The sequence below is a fragment of the Rhodococcus sp. Ni2 genome (genome assembly GCF_021352185.1).
Taxonomy (GTDB): Bacteria; Actinomycetota; Actinomycetes; order Mycobacteriales; family Mycobacteriaceae; genus Rhodococcus_F; species Rhodococcus_F qingshengii.
In genome coordinates, this window is the sequence record NZ_WOXZ01000003.1 from 522516 (window position 1) to 538739 (window position 16224).

Annotated in this window: 15 protein-coding genes; 9 read left to right on the top strand and 6 right to left on the bottom strand. The window is 60.8% G+C overall.

What is annotated here, in order from left to right:
• Positions 1-54: 54 nt before the first annotated feature.
• Positions 55-1536 (top strand): NAD(P)/FAD-dependent oxidoreductase, encoded by a 1482-nt coding sequence (locus GN300_RS28910; protein WP_030537063.1) that lies wholly within the window; start codon positions 55-57, stop codon positions 1534-1536.
• Between the two features lie 21 nt (positions 1537-1557).
• Here GN300_RS28910 and GN300_RS28915 read toward each other — a convergent pair whose 3' ends face one another.
• Complete coding sequence (locus tag GN300_RS28915) at positions 1558-2079, bottom strand: universal stress protein (RefSeq protein WP_054828036.1); 522 nt, start codon at positions 2077-2079, stop codon at positions 1558-1560.
• Positions 2080-2180: 101 nt separating this feature from the next.
• On the opposite strand from GN300_RS28915, the gene hisI reads away from it, so the two are divergent.
• Genes hisI through GN300_RS28935 form a run of 4 tightly spaced genes read left to right on the top strand, consistent with a single transcriptional unit; the run spans position 2181 to position 3940 of the window.
• Positions 2181-2528, top strand: a complete 348-nt coding sequence (hisI, locus tag GN300_RS28920) for a phosphoribosyl-AMP cyclohydrolase (protein WP_003942390.1) — start codon at positions 2181-2183, stop codon at positions 2526-2528.
• A gap of 6 nt (positions 2529-2534) precedes the next feature.
• The gene (locus GN300_RS28925; protein WP_054828037.1) at positions 2535-2828 is read left to right on the top strand and encodes a DUF1905 domain-containing protein; all 294 of its coding nucleotides are present in this window, start codon (positions 2535-2537) and stop codon (positions 2826-2828) included.
• Between the two features lie 26 nt (positions 2829-2854).
• On the top strand, positions 2855-3511 hold the full coding sequence (locus tag GN300_RS28930) for an SRPBCC family protein (protein WP_063316107.1): 657 nt from the start codon (positions 2855-2857) through the stop codon (positions 3509-3511).
• A gap of 42 nt (positions 3512-3553) precedes the next feature.
• The gene (locus tag GN300_RS28935; RefSeq protein WP_030537060.1) at positions 3554-3940 is read left to right on the top strand and encodes a DUF2784 domain-containing protein; all 387 of its coding nucleotides are present in this window, start codon (positions 3554-3556) and stop codon (positions 3938-3940) included.
• 60 nt (positions 3941-4000) lie between these two features.
• Here the strand turns inward: GN300_RS28935 and GN300_RS28940 are convergent, their stop codons facing one another.
• Positions 4001-4426 carry a nitroreductase/quinone reductase family protein gene (locus tag GN300_RS28940; RefSeq protein WP_029255500.1) on the bottom strand — a complete coding sequence of 142 codons (426 nt, stop codon included), beginning with the start codon at positions 4424-4426 and terminating at the stop codon, positions 4001-4003.
• Positions 4427-4535: 109 nt separating this feature from the next.
• Between GN300_RS28940 and GN300_RS28945 the strand changes: the two genes are divergently transcribed.
• Together GN300_RS28945 and GN300_RS28950 are read left to right on the top strand one after the other, a co-directional pair.
• A complete protein-coding gene (locus GN300_RS28945) occupies positions 4536-4958 on the top strand; it encodes a metalloregulator ArsR/SmtB family transcription factor (protein WP_003942406.1) in 423 nt (140 codons plus the stop codon).
• A complete protein-coding gene (locus tag GN300_RS28950) occupies positions 4955-5974 on the top strand; it encodes a cation diffusion facilitator family transporter (RefSeq protein WP_031331634.1) in 1020 nt (339 codons plus the stop codon). Before GN300_RS28945 ends, GN300_RS28950 begins: the two co-directional genes overlap by 4 nt.
• A 34-nt stretch (positions 5975-6008) precedes the next feature.
• Here the strand turns inward: GN300_RS28950 and GN300_RS28955 are convergent, their stop codons facing one another.
• Complete coding sequence (locus GN300_RS28955) at positions 6009-6620, bottom strand: glyoxalase (protein WP_021333651.1); 612 nt, start codon at positions 6618-6620, stop codon at positions 6009-6011.
• Between the two features lie 269 nt (positions 6621-6889).
• Between GN300_RS28955 and GN300_RS28960 the strand changes: the two genes are divergently transcribed.
• Together GN300_RS28960 and GN300_RS28965 are read left to right on the top strand one after the other, a co-directional pair.
• A complete protein-coding gene (locus tag GN300_RS28960; protein ID WP_063316106.1) occupies positions 6890-10042 on the top strand; it encodes a multicopper oxidase family protein in 3153 nt (1050 codons plus the stop codon).
• A 117-nt stretch (positions 10043-10159) separates the two neighbouring features.
• Positions 10160-11398, top strand: a complete 1239-nt coding sequence (locus GN300_RS28965) for an HNH endonuclease signature motif containing protein (RefSeq protein ID WP_063316105.1) — start codon at positions 10160-10162, stop codon at positions 11396-11398.
• 85 nt (positions 11399-11483) lie between these two features.
• On the opposite strand, the gene GN300_RS28970 is transcribed toward GN300_RS28965, so the two are convergent.
• From GN300_RS28970 to GN300_RS28980, 3 genes are read right to left on the bottom strand one after another with little or no spacing between them, the layout of a single operon-like run.
• Positions 11484-12455, bottom strand: coding sequence for an antibiotic biosynthesis monooxygenase (locus tag GN300_RS28970; protein ID WP_021333615.1), 972 nt, complete (start codon positions 12453-12455; stop codon positions 11484-11486).
• Positions 12452-15145, bottom strand: a complete 2694-nt coding sequence (locus GN300_RS28975; RefSeq protein WP_063316104.1) for a molybdopterin-dependent oxidoreductase — start codon at positions 15143-15145, stop codon at positions 12452-12454. Before GN300_RS28975 ends, GN300_RS28970 begins: the two co-directional genes overlap by 4 nt.
• Complete coding sequence (locus GN300_RS28980; RefSeq protein ID WP_063316103.1) at positions 15142-15966, bottom strand: FAD binding domain-containing protein; 825 nt, start codon at positions 15964-15966, stop codon at positions 15142-15144. Before GN300_RS28980 ends, GN300_RS28975 begins: the two co-directional genes overlap by 4 nt.
• Positions 15967-16224: the final 258 nt, after the last annotated feature.

Below are 16224 nucleotides of genomic sequence, written 5' to 3' on the forward strand. Positions count from 1 at the left end.
GTCAGTTTCTGATGTGCAGTTTTCTGATGTGCAGTTCACGAGAGGGATTCTCCGATGGCAGTGCAGTACGACGCAGTTGTGGTGGGGGCGGGCTTCGGCGGAATGGGTGCGGCCATTCAACTCAAGCGGCTGGGCCTGAACAACCTGGCGATCCTCGAGCGCGAGGACGATCTGGGTGGAACCTGGCACGTCAACCGCTATCCCGGTCTGGCTGTCGACATCGCGTCGGTCACCTACTCGTATTCGTTCGAGCCCAATCCGAACTGGTCCAGGCTTTTCGCACCGGGCGCGGAACTGAAGAAGTACGCCGATCACGTCGCGGACAAGTACGATCTGCGGAAGCACATGACGTTCGGTGCCGTGGTCAACGGAGCCCGCTGGGACGAGGATTCCTCGCACTGGGTCGTATCCGTCGAAGGCGCGCCGGACATCACTGCCAAGTACCTCCTGACTGCGACGGGTTTCCTCTCGCAACCGCATCGGCCCGACATCTCCGGTATCGACGACTTCGCCGGCAAGATCATCCACACCACGGCCTGGGACGATTCCTACGATCTGTCCGGCACCAAGACCGCAATCATCGGAACCGGCGCCACCGCTGTGCAGTTGATCCCCGAGGTGGCGCGGCAGGCCGCAGAGTTGACCGTCTACCAACGCACCCCGATCTGGGTGGTTCCCAAGATCGACGTCCCCATTCCGAATGCAGTGCAGAAGCTGTTCTCGCGTATTCCGCTCACCCAGCGAATCGCGCGCGCTGTCAGTTCGTCGATCCTAGAAATGATCATGGTCAGCGCGGTCCTGCACTACAAGCAGGTCAAACTGTTGAACAAGGGTGCGGCGGCCGCATCACGTGCGTTTCTGCGGTCCCAGGTCAGCGACGCCAGCCTTCGCAAACAACTCACACCGGACTACGACTTCGGGTGCAAGCGTCCCACATTTTCCAACAGCTACTTCCGTACGTTCACCAAGGACAACGTGCATCTCGAAACGACGCCGATCGACCACATCGCTGCCGACGGAATCGTCACCGCCGACGGTCGCAAGACCGAGATCGACACCTTGGTGCTGGCAACGGGATTCAACCTCTGGGATGTGAATTTTCCAGCCATCGAGGTTATCGGCCGTGAGGGCCGAAACCTCGGTAAGTGGTGGCGCGACAACCGTTTCCAGGCCTACGAAGGGGTCGCGGTTCCGTATTTCCCCAATTTCCTCACGCTCGCCAGTCCGTACTCGTACAGCGGGTTGTCCTACTTCACGACGATCGAATCCCAGATGCAGCACATGGATCGACTGTTCGGCGAGGTGAAACGGCGCGGCGCGGAAACATTCGAGGTCACCGAAACTGCCAACGCCGAGTTTCTCGACCGGATGACCGAGAACCTGGCGGACTCCGTCTTCTACGGCGGTAGTTGCCAGACTGCACGAAGCTATTACTTCAATCAGCACGGCGAGGCTGCGATTCTGCGGCCCACGTCTACACGGAATGCGTTCGTCGAAGCGAAACGCTTTCCGCTCGAGGACTATTCGATCATCTAGGCGGGCTTGTCCCGCGTTCGGCTATCTTGCCGAGCTGACTCCGGTCGGAACCGATATCACGGGATAACGGTTCTGCCGGTTCAGTCGGGAAGTGACCGAGATGTGCATCAGTCGGCTCACCGCGGAGGCAGCGCCTTTTCGCGGAGATCCGATCACGATGGTAAATGCGTCGTATTTGTCCGCGGTTGCGAGAATGACACCGGCCGGGTCTCCATAGGTGCAGTCGTACGTCCAGGTGTCGGCGTGTGAGGCAAGTGCCGAGGTTGTCTGCTCGCGTTGCGACACCATCTCGTCGTGCAGACGCGTTTCGAATTCTGGTGAGTCGGTTTCGACAGGTAGGTCCTCGGACGTGATGCAGTGAACGACGTGGAGGGCTGAATCCTCCTTGGCGGCAAGCGTCAATCCGTAGCTGATGACATTCTTGCTGGTAGCACCTGGGCCGATCCCGACAACGATGTGGCGGGCCGGGACGCGATCGGTACTCGGGTTCGCGAGATGGCAGATGTACTCCGGGTGCGGACCGTCATGACGTTGATGGTTCATGTCGGATCTTCTTCCAGAGCGAGAAGCGAAGGAACTTCCATTCTAGGGCGGCCGTGCAGGGGAATTCCACGGAAGTCACAGGTGGAAGGTATAAACGTCATATGAGCCTTGATCCCGCAATCGCGGCGAAGCTGAAGCGAAACGACGCCGGACTGTTCAGCGCGGTTGCGCAGGAGAAGTCGACCGGTGATGTGCTGATGGTCGCGTGGATGGACGACGAAGCGCTCGCGCGAACACTGGAAACCCGTAAGGGGACGTACTATTCGCGCTCGCGGCAGCAGTACTGGGTCAAGGGAGAGACCTCCGGGCACACCCAGTACGTGCACGAGGTGCGCCTCGACTGTGACGGCGATTCCGTCTTGCTGATCGTCGATCAGGAGGGCGCCGCGTGCCACACCGGCACTCACACGTGTTTCGACACCGACGTCCTGCTCGCTGCTGAGCAGTGACGCGAGATGGCCACTGACAAGACTCCACAACCGCTCGATTACTCGTTCACCGCTCCCATCGAGAAAGACGGTGCGTTCGCAACGTTCTTGACCGTGCCCGGCTCGGCGGAAATTCTGGGAACCAGACGCGCTGTGAAGGTGGTCGGAACCCTCGATGGTGAGCATCCCTTCGAGGCGACGCTGATGCCCTCCGGCGACGGACCTCACTGGCTTCCGCTGCGCGTGGCGCTGTGCAAGGCGATCGGCAAGAGCGCCGCTGGAGAAGAGGTAGCGGTACATCTACAGCAGCGACTGAGCTGAAAGTTTCGCTCGAACCGAGGAGTCTCATGGTCGACAAAGCAGTTGATTCGTTGCAGTTGGTGGCGCGAGAACTGGGCCCGTTCGGCGGAGACGAGGGGAAAACGCGCATGCTGCGCATGTCGCGGACTCTCGCGGCACCAATAGGCACGGTCTGGGCGGCGATCACCGAGTTCGACCGCATTCGCCAATGGTTCATGCCGGTCGCGGGAGAAGCCATGATCGGCGGCCACTATCAGCTCGAGGGCAACGCCGGCGGCGAGATTTTGGCGTGCGAAGCTCCTCGAACTCTTCGCATCACCTGGGAATATGGCGGCGATGTGAGCTATGTGACTGTAAATCTCGCCGAAAAGGGCAGTGGTGCAACGCTGTTCGATTTCGAACATGCCGCGGACGTGGAGCCGGATCGGTGGGCCGAGTACGGTCCAGGTGCCGTCGGCGTCGGGTGGGACATGGGACTGCTCGGGCTGGCTCGACACGTGGAACTGGGGATCGCGACGCCACTCGAGACACCCGAGTGGTCGGCGAGCGACGAGGCCAAGGCATTCATCGCGGGAAGCAGTGAACTGTGGGCCGAAGCTGCGATCGCATCGGGCGACGACCCGGATGCGGCTGCAGCCGCCGCGGCTCGCACGACCGCTGATACACCGGGTAGATCACCTCTACGAGGACTAACATCGGATTAGTCTGGTTGTTGCGGGACTTCCGCGCCACGAGCGGAGACGACGATGGTGTATCGGCTCATCGAAGTAGTAACGGTGTTCGTTCACTTCGGGTTTGTCCTCTATGTGGTGCTGGGTGGATTCGTGGCGTGGAAGTGGCGTCGTACCATCGGTTTCCACCTTCTTGCAGTCGTCTGGGGAGTCGGTTCGATAGCGGTCGGATACGACTGCCCGCTGACCAATCTCGAGAACTGGGCCCGCCGGATGGCCGGGATCGCGGAGTTGCCGTCCACCGGATTCATCTCGCACTACATCACCGGCGTGTTCTATCCGGCGAGTATCGAAGGCCTTGTACAGGCGCTCGCGGCGACAGTGGTTGTCGGATCCTGGGTAGGATACGTGCTGCTCGGACGGCATGCGAAGGGCGAGGTCAAAGCCTCTTCAGCGACCTGATTCCGTACAAACGATCCCAGCCGTTTCCGAATGGAAACGACTGGGAGGTGCTACCAGGATTTACGCGCGAGTCAGGGCTACCACCGGGATTGTGCGGATCCCAGCGGTCTTCTCCGCGTATTCGGCAAATCCCGGGTATCGACTGGCCTGCTCGTCGTAGATGCGGTCACGCTTCTCGCCGGTTACTTCGCTGACGGAGACCGGGTATGTTTCGGTGCCGATCTCGACCTCTGCCTGGTCGGTGGCAACGAGGTTGTAGTACCAGTCGGGATTGGTCGGGGCACCGGCCTTGGATGCAAAAACGTAGATGGTCTTCGGATCCTGCTCGTCTGCCAGATACATCATGGGACTCACGAAATCGCGTCCGGATTTGCGTCCTGTGTGGTGGACCAACACCATGGGCGCACCTTCGAAGGGGCCACCTACCTTGCCCTCGTTCTCCCGAAATTCCGCAATGATTCCTGCGTTCCAATCGTCGGTACTCATCGTTGTCTCCCGGTCTGCGAGTGGCGAAGGGCTCTGCCGCCAAGCTTTGCACAACTGGTGAATCGACGAGAGGTCATCTTCGGCGTCCAGCATGATCTACTATCTACGTATGAACGCAGATAGTGGTGTTTGTCGCCGTAAGCTTCCCGATGATCAAGTCGACCTCGTCGTCGAGGTGTTCCGCATGCTGGCCGACGCAACCCGTGTGCAGGTTTTGTGGGCATTGGTAGACCGCGAGTGCTCGGTGAACGAACTGGCGGAACGCGTCGGCAAGCCGGCGCCCTCGGTGTCGCAGCACCTGGCGAAATTGCGCATGGCAAGGTTGGTACGAACGCGCCGCGATGGTACGACGGTGTTCTATCGCCTGGAGAACGACCATGTGCGCCAACTGGTTACGGACGCGGTCTTCAATGCGGAGCATGCCGGACCCGGATTGCCGGGGCATCACCGTAGTGAAGGTGAACTTCGGGAGATACACCCGGAGCGCTCGGCGAACGTCGATCGGACCGATCAAGAAGAAGGTGCGTCGTGACGCACGAACCCAAGACGTCCCACGGCCACGGCCACGGCCACCGCCATGTCCACGGGCCGAAGGGATTTCGATCGGCAGTCCGCGAAGTGTTCTCGCCGCACAGTCACGACGCTGCCGACAGTGTCGACGACGCATTGGAATCGAGCGTAATCGGCATCCGGGCGGTCAAGATCAGTCTTGTTGCGCTCGGAGTCACCGCAGTTGCTCAGGTCGCGATCGTGGCGATCTCGGGTTCGGTGGCGCTGCTGGCGGACACCATTCACAACTTCTCCGACGCGCTCACGGCAGTCCCACTCTGGATTGCCTTCGCGCTCGGTCGGCGCGCTGCGACCAGGCGCTATACCTATGGTTTCGGGCGTGCGGAGGATTTGGCCGGACTGTTCGTGCTCGCCATGATCGCACTGTCGGCAGTGATCGCCGGTGTCGAGGCGGTGAGGCGATTGATCAACCCGGTCGAGATCGAGCACCTCGGTTGGGTAGCGGCGGCAGGTTTGATCGGTTTCATCGGAAACGAATTGGTGGCGTTGTATCGGATCAGGGTCGGCAGGCAAATCGGTTCAGCGGCCCTGGTGGCCGATGGATTGCATGCTCGGACCGACGGATTCACTTCGCTCGCAGTCCTTCTGGGGGCGGGGGGAGTTGCGCTGGGTTTCCCGTTGGCAGATCCGATCATCGGCCTTGTCATCACCGTTGCCATCGTGGCGGTGCTCAGGACTGCAGCGCGAGACGTCTTCCGGAGGTTGATGGACGGCGTCGAACCTGAGTTGGTGGACGACGCAGAGCATGCATTGATGCACGAACCTGGAGTCCTCGGTGTTCGTGATCTGAAGATGCGGTGGATCGGACACCGACTGCATGCCGATGCAGAACTCGACATCGATCCCCGGGCAACACTTGCCGAAGCTCATGCGATTGCACACAGCGCCGAGCATTCGCTCACTCACGCGGTGCCCAAACTCGCTACTGCCTTGGTGCATGCGTACCCGGCGCATGACGCGGCCAACTCCGAAGTCTGATACCGGCCGCCTTCCCGGTGATCTGTGCTTGATGTCAAGCGCAGGCGGCTTCCCAGGCGAAACCGTCTGGGTCTGTGAAGGTTTCAGACGCGCCGGCAACGGTCAGACGGTGTGATCCGGTGCCTTCCGGAGCAACCCCGGCATCCTTTGCCAAAGCGCGGCGACCATACAGTGCGAGTGTCACATTGTTTGCTGCACTGGTGAATTCGACGTACTTGCGACCGAAGCTCTTGGACACCTCGAGTCCGCGGTCGAGGTAGAACTGCTTGCTGGCCTTGACGTCTTCGGCGCCGAGCAGCAGCACGAGGCTGTCGATCGTGCGGGTGGCCGGCCCGTCGTTCTTCTTCGACGACGTGGCGATCTTCCAGATCGAACCGTCTGGAGCCTGGACGACTCCGCCGTATCCCCAGAGGGATTTCTTGACAGGCTTCAAGGCGGTGGCACCGGCTGCGAGTGCTGCGCCGACGAAGGCGTCGACGATGTTCGGTTGGGAGACGACGAGCGAAAGGGTGTACCCACGAAACCCTGTTGTCGGTTCGTTCGATTCGCGTAGCTGGATTCGATCTCCGACGCCGAGAGCGTTGTAGAAGGCTTCGGCTGCCGCGAGGTCGGGAACGTCGAGTATCACGGATTTCGCGGTGGTCATCTGGGCGCTCCCTGCTGATGTGTGGATTGGCGACGTGTGGTCGGAAGTGGACTTCTGTGGTGTGTTCATGTGTTTCAACGTAATTGCGGGTCCCGTGGTTGTGCTTCTCGATTTCTGATCGGTTTGCTGAGACTGCTTTCAAGGTGCAGCACTCACGCAGGCCTTAGGTGGGCGATTTGTCGTGAATATCCTGTTCAGCCGATGTTTTCTCGATAGGCTGGTGAGCGCTGATCGGACGTACCTCACGCCACCATGGAACGGGGAAACCAGTGATCGCACTGCGACGAAAGTCGTTAGCCGCAGCAGTTGTGGTGTCCATGACGATGGCGTTGGCCGCGTGTACCTCCGGTGAATCGGCGCCCGAGGTGGGCGGCAATTACGGCTCTGGCGGAACCGCCGTCGACTATCGGGAGCCGGTGAAACTGAGTAGCCGAGATGGTGTTCTCGAGGTGCGCTTGTCCGCTCATCAGGGAGTGATTCCGCTCGATACCGCTTCGGCGCCCGTGTCGAATTTTCTGCTCTTCGGGTACGAGGTCATCCGCGGTACGGCGTCGGACGGATCGACCTCGGCGAGTGACGTCTATCCGGCGCCGACTCTCCGCGTCAATCCCGGAGAGCGATTGATCATTCATTACGACAACGATTTGCAGGATCTCACGATCCAGGACTTCTACGATCCGGCATTCACACCTGCGGGCGGGGGCGTGCCGATCTATCCGCCGGCGCTGACGTCGGCTCCGCTGAATCTGCACACGCACGGAGTGCACGTGAGTCCGGACGGCAATGCGGACAACGTGTTGCTCAACATTCCAGCCGGCCAGGGAAACGTGTACGACTACGCGATTCCGGGGACGATGCCGAACGGTCTGTACTGGTATCACAGTCACCGGCACACCCTCACCGCCCAGCAGACGTACATGGGCCTGGCCGGGCTACTGGAAATCGGCCGGCCGGACGGCAATCTGCCTGTCGTGACGGCAAACGACGTTCCGATTCGCGATATGGCACTGCAGTACAACTTCGTATTCGACCGCAAAGGAAAGGGCCGACAGCTCAACGACGCGAACTGGCCCCAATTCGTCAGTACGTTGACGCCACCCGCCGGTACGGAACTAGCCGACGGGACGTACCGTCCGAGCCTTGCTCCGGTGAATTTCTCGGACACCACCGAGGGCGCGCAGTATTTCACCAACTGGTATACCGGACCGTTGTCCCCGGCCAATCATCGTGGACAGAATCAATTCGTTCCAGGCAATCTGCAGAGCTTCGTGGGTGAATCGACGACTGTACCGGCCGATCCCTCACTGCCGGACAACCAACGCGATGTGCAGTACACCGTGAACGGTCAGTTCCAGCCGTCGCTGAAACTGAAGCCGGGGCAGACCGAGATCTGGGTGCTTGCCAACATCAGCGACTTTGCCTACATGCCGGTCACGTTGACGGAAACCGCAACCGGCGCCCATCCGAAGTTCGCCATCGTAGGGCAGGACGGAAACCCGTTCGACGAGGTCAGGCCACCCGTGGACGGGGACGGAACCAGGCTGGTGATTCCGCCGGCCTCGCGATACGCGATCGCAGTGACGATGCCGGAGTCCGGCGATCTGGTGCTGGAGATGCCACCGCTCGAAGGTGCAAAGCCGGTGAGCAATCCAGGCATTCTCTACACCAACAACGGTACCGACAATCCGCCCGCCGAACTCGGAACCGTCACCGTCGACCCGTCGGTGATCAGTTACGCGGACGGATTCTTCACGTTCCCGACTCAGCAGTTGATCCGTGCGACGCCAGACGAGGGCGAAGGAAAGACGACTCCCTTCGAGTTCGGACAGAAGCTCGATACCTACACCTCGTTCGTGGATACCGCAGCGATGACGCCCGACGTGACCCGCAACCTCACAGTGTCCGGTGGGTTCGGAAACGAGAAGGCCAGCAACAGTGATCCGAAGGCCTTCACCTACGAATTCGCCGACAACACGTTCCCCAACATTCCGCTGATTCAACCGCGACTGAATTCCGTTGAGGAATGGAAGATCACGAACCTCAACAACGACGAACACCCGATGCATATTCACGTCAACGACTTCCAGGTAACGGAAGTTGTGGATCCCGTCGCAGGTACCACGACAGGGGTTCAGCCATGGGGAATCGACAACGTGAACGTGCCCGCTCCGGTGACTGACGAGAATGAGAATGCTCTCGAGCCTGCGTCAGTGACGTTGCGAACGAAGTTCACCGAGTACACCGGAACCTTTGTGATTCACTGCCACCGACTCAATCACGAGGACAACGGTTTGATGGCGACTGTCAACGTGATTCCCGAGGTATCGACATATGCCGTCGCGATACCTGGTTCGGCCGGCGTGCCCGCCAAGGTGCAGATATTCGATGCCAACGGCGACAAACTGATCACTGCTGTGACGCCCTTCCCGTCGTTCGAAGGCACCCCGAGTGTTGCGATGGCGGACGTGAACGGAGACATGGTGCTTGATCTGGTCGCTGGAACAGGTGCAGGCTCGGCTCCGGAAGTGGTGGCGTACAACGCAGTCGGCGGCGTGCCGTTCACCGACGAGTTGGCAAGATTTGCCCCCTTCGATGTGGGTTTTCGTGGCGGAGTGAACATCGGCGGCGTCGATATCGACGGAAACGCACTGGCGGACAACATCATCGTTGCCTCGGGCCCAGGGATGGAGTCGCAGGTCAAGATTTACTCCACCGACCTTCCGGCGGACAAGAGGTCCGCACCCGCAGAATTCGGTTCGTTCTCGCCGTACCCGGGATCGAGTAGCGGAGTCACGTTCGCAACCGGAATGGTTGACAGTCACTCCGGTCGAGCGAGCATCGTGACCGCACCGGGTGCGGGCGAGGAGCCGTTGATCAAGACGTTCCGCTACGACCTGTACGAACCGACGGCGGCTGCGCAGGGCGGCTCCGATGAACACGCAGGTCATACGGCTGGTCCTGTAATGACGTCGCAGTTCTTGGCATTCGATCAGGGCTACCGCGACGGGGTGTCTCTGTCGACGGGTTGGGTGGCCGGCGCCGAGGGCGGCGCAAAGTCGATAGTGGCAGGCATGCTCGGAGGAGAAGGATCAATCCGCGTCTTCTCGAGTGGATCCAGGCTCGACGGTGCACCCGAGATGTACCTCGAGAGTCCAGATCACCATTCGACGGACGTGGCATTTCGGAAGGTTGCAGCTTTCGACCCGTTCACCGCTCCAGAGTCGGGTGTGGGAGTGGCCACGACGAGCACGACTACCGGCGCGGATCTCCTCGTCAGCGGCAGCAACGGAACGGGTGCCGAAGTTCGGAAATTCACTCTCGGTCGTGCCGATCCGTCTGCGACCACATTGACACCGACGCTTGTGGGAACGCTGCCGCCCTATCCCGTCGGCGGGGGAGTTCTGCCGCTCGGCGGCCGATGATCCGGTTTTGAGAGTTGCTGAAAGTAGTTTCATATCAACGTGTCTCGAGCCTTCCTGTTCTCGAAGTTGTCCGGTTTGTCTCTGGTTATCGAAAGTGTGTTCGATTAAACTTTCGGTATGGACAGTCGGGGAGCGTGGCAGCTGGATGGTGAGGGCCTCAAGGGCGAGGTTCTGGGTCTGGTGCGTGTCCGGCACGAGTTGCAGTCGCGGATGGTGTTGTTGATCGTGGAGATGTTTTCCCGGGAGGTTCTCGGCGGGAGAGGTTTTCGGGCGATCGCGCAGTGGTTGCATGGTTCGACGAATTTGGAGATCGGTGAGTGCAGTCTGTTGGTCGGGTTGGCGAGGTTGTTGATGCTCGAGCCTGTTGTGGGCGATGCGTTTCACCGTGGTGACGTGGATGCGTTGAAAGCCCGTCAGGTGGCGTCGTTTTGTCAGCATCCACCGAAGAACATGACCCTGGCGGATGTGGACAAGGCTCGCGGGATTCTGTTGGGGTTGGCGTCGCAGAACATTGCCGATTGTGATGCGGTGCGGGCGGCGATCCGGCGGATCGAGAAGCAGTACGGCAAGCGTGAGGACGGCGTTCCGGTGGGTGAGGATTCGGAGCGTAACGAGTTCTACGCGTCGAAGGGTTTGTACGGGCGTGTGACCGTGAAGGGTGATCTGGATGCGGTGAACGGGGCCCGTCTGATCACGTTGTTGTCGAGTCTGTCTGCGCCGACGCCGGAGAAGGACGGCGTCAAGGACACGCGTACTCCGGCGCTGCGGCGGGCGGATGGGTTTTGCGAGTTGTTGCGCCGGTACGAGCGGGCGGGGTTGGGTCCGGTCGAGGGCGGGGTGAAACCGCACATCACGGTCACCGCCAGCGCAAAAGACATGACAGACCTCAAGGCGTTGAAAGACCTCTTGCCGTCCACTGAGGAGTTGGGTTTCGCGTGGGCGGATTGGGTGGGCCCGATCAGTATCGATACCGCGCGGATGTTGGCGTGCGACTGCACGGTCACGCGGATTTTGTTGGATGAGAATGGTGTTCCGCTCGACTGCGGTAAGGAAGCGCGAACAGCGACGGTGCCGCAGCGGCGGGCGTTGGCGGTTCGTGATGGTGGGTGTGCGTTTCCGGGGTGCGGGACTCCGTCGGGGTGGTGCGATGCTCATCATATTGTTCACTGGGGTGATGGTGGCCCAACGGATCTCGATAATCTGGTCTTGTTGTGTGGTCATCATCATCGGACGCTGCATCACACGGAGTGGCGGGTGGAGATCGGTCCGGATCGGAAATCGGTGTTCTATCCACCGATGTCGATCGATCCGTTCCAGCAGCCGATCGGCGGGAACAGCCCACCAACGGCCGCGTGAACGGACATAACTGAAAATGCCAGCGTATGCACCGGGGAAGAATCATGCCCCGTTACATGCGCTGGCTTTTCGTGTTCCGGAGAGTTCAGGGCAGCGACCAGAACTGAGTAGTCACGAGGTAGAAGACGATAACCCAGAACAAGGTCACAGCGGCGACGATTGCCACCCCTTGTGCGTTGGTTTTTGCGACAGGAATCCCCGGAGGCGGACGCAGCCAACGGCGCAGGAGTCGATTCACGTAGTACGGCATCGTGAAGAAACTCATGATGAAGCTCGACAGCAGATTGCCGATCAACAATCCGAGCCAGAGTGGCAGCTTCAGCGGTGACAGCGCCAAAGTAAGCAAGACGACAGTCGGGTAGAGACCGACCCAGACCGCGATCGAGGTTTTTGTCTCCGAAGGTGGAGGGGCCTCGTTTCCGTTCTCGTCGAAGGCAAACCAACTGCCGAACGAATTGTCCACGGTTCGCAGTTCGAAGTCGTGAAACTTGCGGCCCTCGGCGAGGAGTTGTTGTCGCTCAGGGGAAGTCAGCCACGTATCGAGGTGGGCAGCATTGTCGAAGCGATACAGCAGGGTCCATTCATCCTGCACACCGTCGACGGGGCGAAACAGTTCGGTGCCGCGGAATCCGTCGAAAGCACTCTCCACCTCCCGAAGGCGATCCTGCCAGGCAAGGAACTCGTCGATGCTGTCGTCACCTACTCGGTGCGTCACTACGACGGTCAGCAGTGGGTCCGGAGGCCTGATCCCGCCGCTCACTACCTGCTGCGTGGCCGGGCCGTCGAAGAACTGACGACCGCTGTCGAGGTAGTCCTGCCTCGTCGCGCTGTTGATCCACGCTTGAACATGAGCGATGGAGTCGAAGCGGTACACGATCACCCAATCAGGTTGGGTGGGCGTCGGAGCAGCGATTTCTGCCCCGAGGAAGCCTGCATAATCTGCGGCGGCTCGGTTGAGATCTTTCTGCCAGACCTCGAATTCTTTCTCCAGTCCGGCACGCACTCGCTGGCCGATGATGACCGTCGCGGCGCTGTCCGCCGACGTGTGCGCGGTCATCGGTTCAGGCCTGTGTAGATGCGTTCCGGGGTGAGCGGTAGCGACCGGAATCGTGACCCGGTTGCATCCTGCAGTGCGTTCGCCAATGCAGGGGCAACCGGATTGATGCAGCACTCCGCCATGCCCTTGGAGCGGAGAGGACCGACGGAGTCTGATGACTCGACGAGGATCACCTCCGTGCGTGGGATATCTGCATATGTCGGGATCCGGTAGTTACGTAGATTCGGGTTCATCATCGCGCCGTTTGCGTCTACGTGGAAGTTCTCGGTGAGTGCGAAGCCGATGCCCTGGGCGACGCCACCTTCGATCTGTCCCCGCACCTGCGCCGGATTGATGATCACCCCAGCGTCGGTGGCTTGGACGCTGTAGAGAATGCGGATCTCGCCGGTGATGCGATGGACGGCAATCCGGAAGCCATGAGTGTTGGACACCACGCTGCGCGGAGATCCGTATGCCTTCCGCGCCTCGGTGAATCGGATCCCGCGCGGGCGCGCGGCCTCGAGTATCTCTTGCAGTGTTAATCGAGTACTACCGCAGACGATCTTGTCGTCGTCCATCGAGCACTGGTCAATCGACACGCCGGTGTGGTGCGCGGCGAAGGCAAGTAGGCGATCGCGGAGCGCATTCGACGCGCGAAGTACCGCGTTCCCAGCCACAAACAGGCCGGCGCTGGCGAAAGCGCCTGTGTCGAAACCGGTTCGGTCGGTGTCCGACTGAATGATTCGTACACGCGACGGAGTTGTGCCCAGCTGATTTGCGGCGATCTGCACGTGGGCCGTAGAAGTTCCCTCACCGAATTCGACTGTGCCGATGGCAAGTTCGTATACACAGTCTTCGCCGAGGGTGAGCCAAGCCTCGGAAATGTGCTCGGTGGGTGGCGCGGTCTCATGTAGTGAACTGGCGGTACCGGTGCCGATCAGCCAATCGTCTCCGAGCGAGGGAACCTGTTGCCGCTTCAACGCGGTGTCGATCAGATCGATGCATTGCCCCAGTCCGTCTTCGGTGAAGATCACGTCGTCTGGGCCGTCTTCGAGTGCGATCAGCGAATCGCCCGGTCGGACGATATTGCGTCGACGCAGTTCGAGCGGATCCATGTCCAGCGTGATGGCCAATTCGGTCATGGCCGATTCCACGGCAAAGGCCGGTTGCGTCATCCCGTACCCACGTAGAGCGCCGCTCGGAACATTGTTGGTGTACACGGAATACGCATCGAACTTCTTGTTGGCGCAGCGGTAGAGCGAGACCGCCGCGCCGCCGGCAAAGAGTGTCTCTCCACCGTGGTTTCCGTACGCACCGGTGTTCGAGATGTTTCGGTACTGAAATGCCGTGAGGGTTCCGTCAGACTTGGCACCGAGCTTGATCGTGAGCTTCATCGGATGACGCGGCGACGCGGTGGTGAACTCTTCTTCTCGGGTGAACTCGAGGCAGACGGGACGACCGGTGTCGAGGGTGGCGAGCGCCACCAGATCCTCGCTGATCACTTCCTGTTTTCCTCCGAACCCGCCGCCCACGCGTTTGCAGAACACGCGTAGCTGATCCGGGCGGAGGTCGAAGAGATGGGCGAGTTTGACCTTGGCGATGGAGGGGGACTGCGAACTTGTGCGAACGTGAAGGCGTCCGTCTTCCATCCAGGAGATCGAACCGTGCGTCTCGAGGTGCGCGTGCTGAACCCGCGGCGAGAAGTAGGTGCCTTCGTGGATGACGTCGGCCTCGGCGAACCCGGCCTCGACGTCGCCCACATGACCGTGAAGTTCGAGCAGGATGTTGTGCTCTGGATCTCGAACAAAGGGATCGTCGGATCCGTGCAGGGCTGGAGCGCCGTCGGCCATGGCCTCTTCCGGATCGAACACAAAAGGCAGGATCTCGTAATCGACCTTCACCTTCCGACGGCCTTCTTCCGCAGCGACGACGGAGTCGGCGAGGACGGCCACTACACGCTGACCCACGAACCGCACGACGTTGTCGAGAATGTAGGTGTCGTCCGGATCGACAAGGTGGTCGGTATGTATTGCCGTGGTGAAGAGCTTGCGCGGCACGTCTTTCCAGGTGTAGACGCGATGGACACCGGGGACGGCGAGCGCCTCGGTGGTGTCGATGGAGGTGATGCGTGCATGTGCGTGCGGCGAGTGCAGCACTTTCAGGTGCAGCATGCCGTCGATGGCGGTGTCCATAGTGTATTCGGCTCGGCCGGTCACCACGTCGGTGGCCGCCGGCGCCCCGACGCTGGTTCCGACGGCCTGTCCCGGGAGGGCAACTTCGATAGCACCGACACCGTTGACCGCGTCTTCGATGGATCGGTAACCGGTGCAGCGGCACAGGTTTCCCTTGAGCGCTCGCGGCAAGTCTTCTTTCTGCGCGTCGGTGAGCGCCGCCGAGGTCATGATCATCCCGGCGGTGCAGAACCCACACTGAAAGCCGGGTGCATCCCGGAACTGCTGCTGAATCGGATGGAGATCTTCGGGCGTGCCGAGTCCCTCGATCGTGGTTACCGCGCGACCGTCGGCGCGAAAGGCGGGCGTGATGCAGCTGTGTATCGGTGTTCCGTCGAGCCACACTGTGCACGCCCCGCAGTCCCCGCCGTCGCACCCCTTCTTCACCCCGTGGTGTCCGAGGTGCCGAAGAAACGTCCGGAGACACTGTCCCGGGAACGGCTCCTCGTGGAACTGCCGGTCGTTCACCGTGTAGCTCATGACTGGCTCCCCGTGAGTTCGTTTCGGAGCTCGTCGGCGTAGTGGCGGGCGAGGTGGAGGCGGTGGTCTGGGGTTCCGTTGGGATCGTCGAACCAAATGTCGGCCGAAATGGAGTCGACGGCTCGTCGCAGAGAGTGCTCGTCCGGCATGGTGTCGAACGTCAGCCGGATCGGATGGGTGGTGCCGGCGGTGATGGTGAGGTGAAAGTCGTCGGCGCCAGGAGTCTGCGTCGCGATCATGAAGATCGTCGAACGGCCGAGGTGCGTGAGACTGAAGCGGCGGTGGGCGTGCCGTTTGGTGAGTGCGTGCACCGGGAACTCGATGCTCCGAAGGACTTCGCCCGGCTCCAGGACATTCTGGTGGTCACCGGTCACGAAGTCGCACGCGTCGACGGTCCTCACTGTTCCGTCGGTAGCCCATAGTGTGAACGAAGCCTCGAGTGCAACTGCCAGGGTGATCATCGGTCCGGCCGGAAGCGACATACAGATGTTGCCGCCTACGGTGGCCGAATTCCACACCTTGAAAGACGAGAGGAAGTACTCGCAGCTGACGCGAATAAGTGGACTCGCACGCCAATTGTCCGGCGGGACAAACGCATACAGTTCGGCAACGGTGCACGTAGCTCCGACACCGAAATGAGTCGGGCTGACCTCCAGTGGTGTCCAACCGAGCGCGGTGAGGTCGACCAGTCGACGCGTGTCGGGTTGTTCTGCTGAGAACAGCCACGTTCCTCCCGCGAGCCAGGCGTCGCCGGGACGCCACACGTCCCCTGGGCGATCCGGTGGTCGGCGTATCACGTCGGTAATGGTGGTGATGTCCATGCGCCTGCTCCCCTCGGGGGATGTGTCTTCTCGGAGTGGGACATTACCGAGGTGACGAGACGCATTCACACTTTTAGTACATATCGGGCACGCGAAACATGAGCGATACGTACGTGACATCGACTGGTGGGGCGGTGCATGCGCTTGCCGATTCTGGGTACGACTGCTTGAGAGGCGCGATCAGCCTCTTGCTTTCGCGCTGTTGATTCGGACGCGGCTACGCACTCGGCGGCCGCGGAGATCATGCGGGGCGGGGCG

What these genes read in the sequence shown, in the direction of transcription:
- GN300_RS28910 (WP_030537063.1), top strand. Translation starts at nt 55, where the DNA reads ATGGCAGTGCAGTACGACGCAGTTGTGGTGGGGGCGGGCTTCGGCGGA.
- GN300_RS28915 (WP_054828036.1), bottom strand. Translation starts at nt 2,079, where the DNA reads ATGAACCATCAACGTCATGACGGTCCGCACCCGGAGTACATCTGCCAT.
- hisI (WP_003942390.1), top strand. Translation starts at nt 2,181, where the DNA reads ATGAGCCTTGATCCCGCAATCGCGGCGAAGCTGAAGCGAAACGACGCC.
- GN300_RS28925 (WP_054828037.1), top strand. Translation starts at nt 2,535, where the DNA reads ATGGCCACTGACAAGACTCCACAACCGCTCGATTACTCGTTCACCGCT.
- GN300_RS28930 (WP_063316107.1), top strand. Translation starts at nt 2,855, where the DNA reads ATGGTCGACAAAGCAGTTGATTCGTTGCAGTTGGTGGCGCGAGAACTG.
- GN300_RS28935 (WP_030537060.1), top strand. Translation starts at nt 3,554, where the DNA reads ATGGTGTATCGGCTCATCGAAGTAGTAACGGTGTTCGTTCACTTCGGG.
- GN300_RS28940 (WP_029255500.1), bottom strand. Translation starts at nt 4,426, where the DNA reads ATGAGTACCGACGATTGGAACGCAGGAATCATTGCGGAATTTCGGGAG.
- GN300_RS28945 (WP_003942406.1), top strand. Translation starts at nt 4,536, where the DNA reads ATGAACGCAGATAGTGGTGTTTGTCGCCGTAAGCTTCCCGATGATCAA.
- GN300_RS28955 (WP_021333651.1), bottom strand. Translation starts at nt 6,620, where the DNA reads ATGACCACCGCGAAATCCGTGATACTCGACGTTCCCGACCTCGCGGCA.
- GN300_RS28965 (WP_063316105.1), top strand. Translation starts at nt 10,160, where the DNA reads ATGGACAGTCGGGGAGCGTGGCAGCTGGATGGTGAGGGCCTCAAGGGC.
- GN300_RS28970 (WP_021333615.1), bottom strand. Translation starts at nt 12,455, where the DNA reads ATGACCGCGCACACGTCGGCGGACAGCGCCGCGACGGTCATCATCGGC.
- GN300_RS28975 (WP_063316104.1), bottom strand. Translation starts at nt 15,145, where the DNA reads ATGAGCTACACGGTGAACGACCGGCAGTTCCACGAGGAGCCGTTCCCG.
- GN300_RS28980 (WP_063316103.1), bottom strand. Translation starts at nt 15,966, where the DNA reads ATGGACATCACCACCATTACCGACGTGATACGCCGACCACCGGATCGC.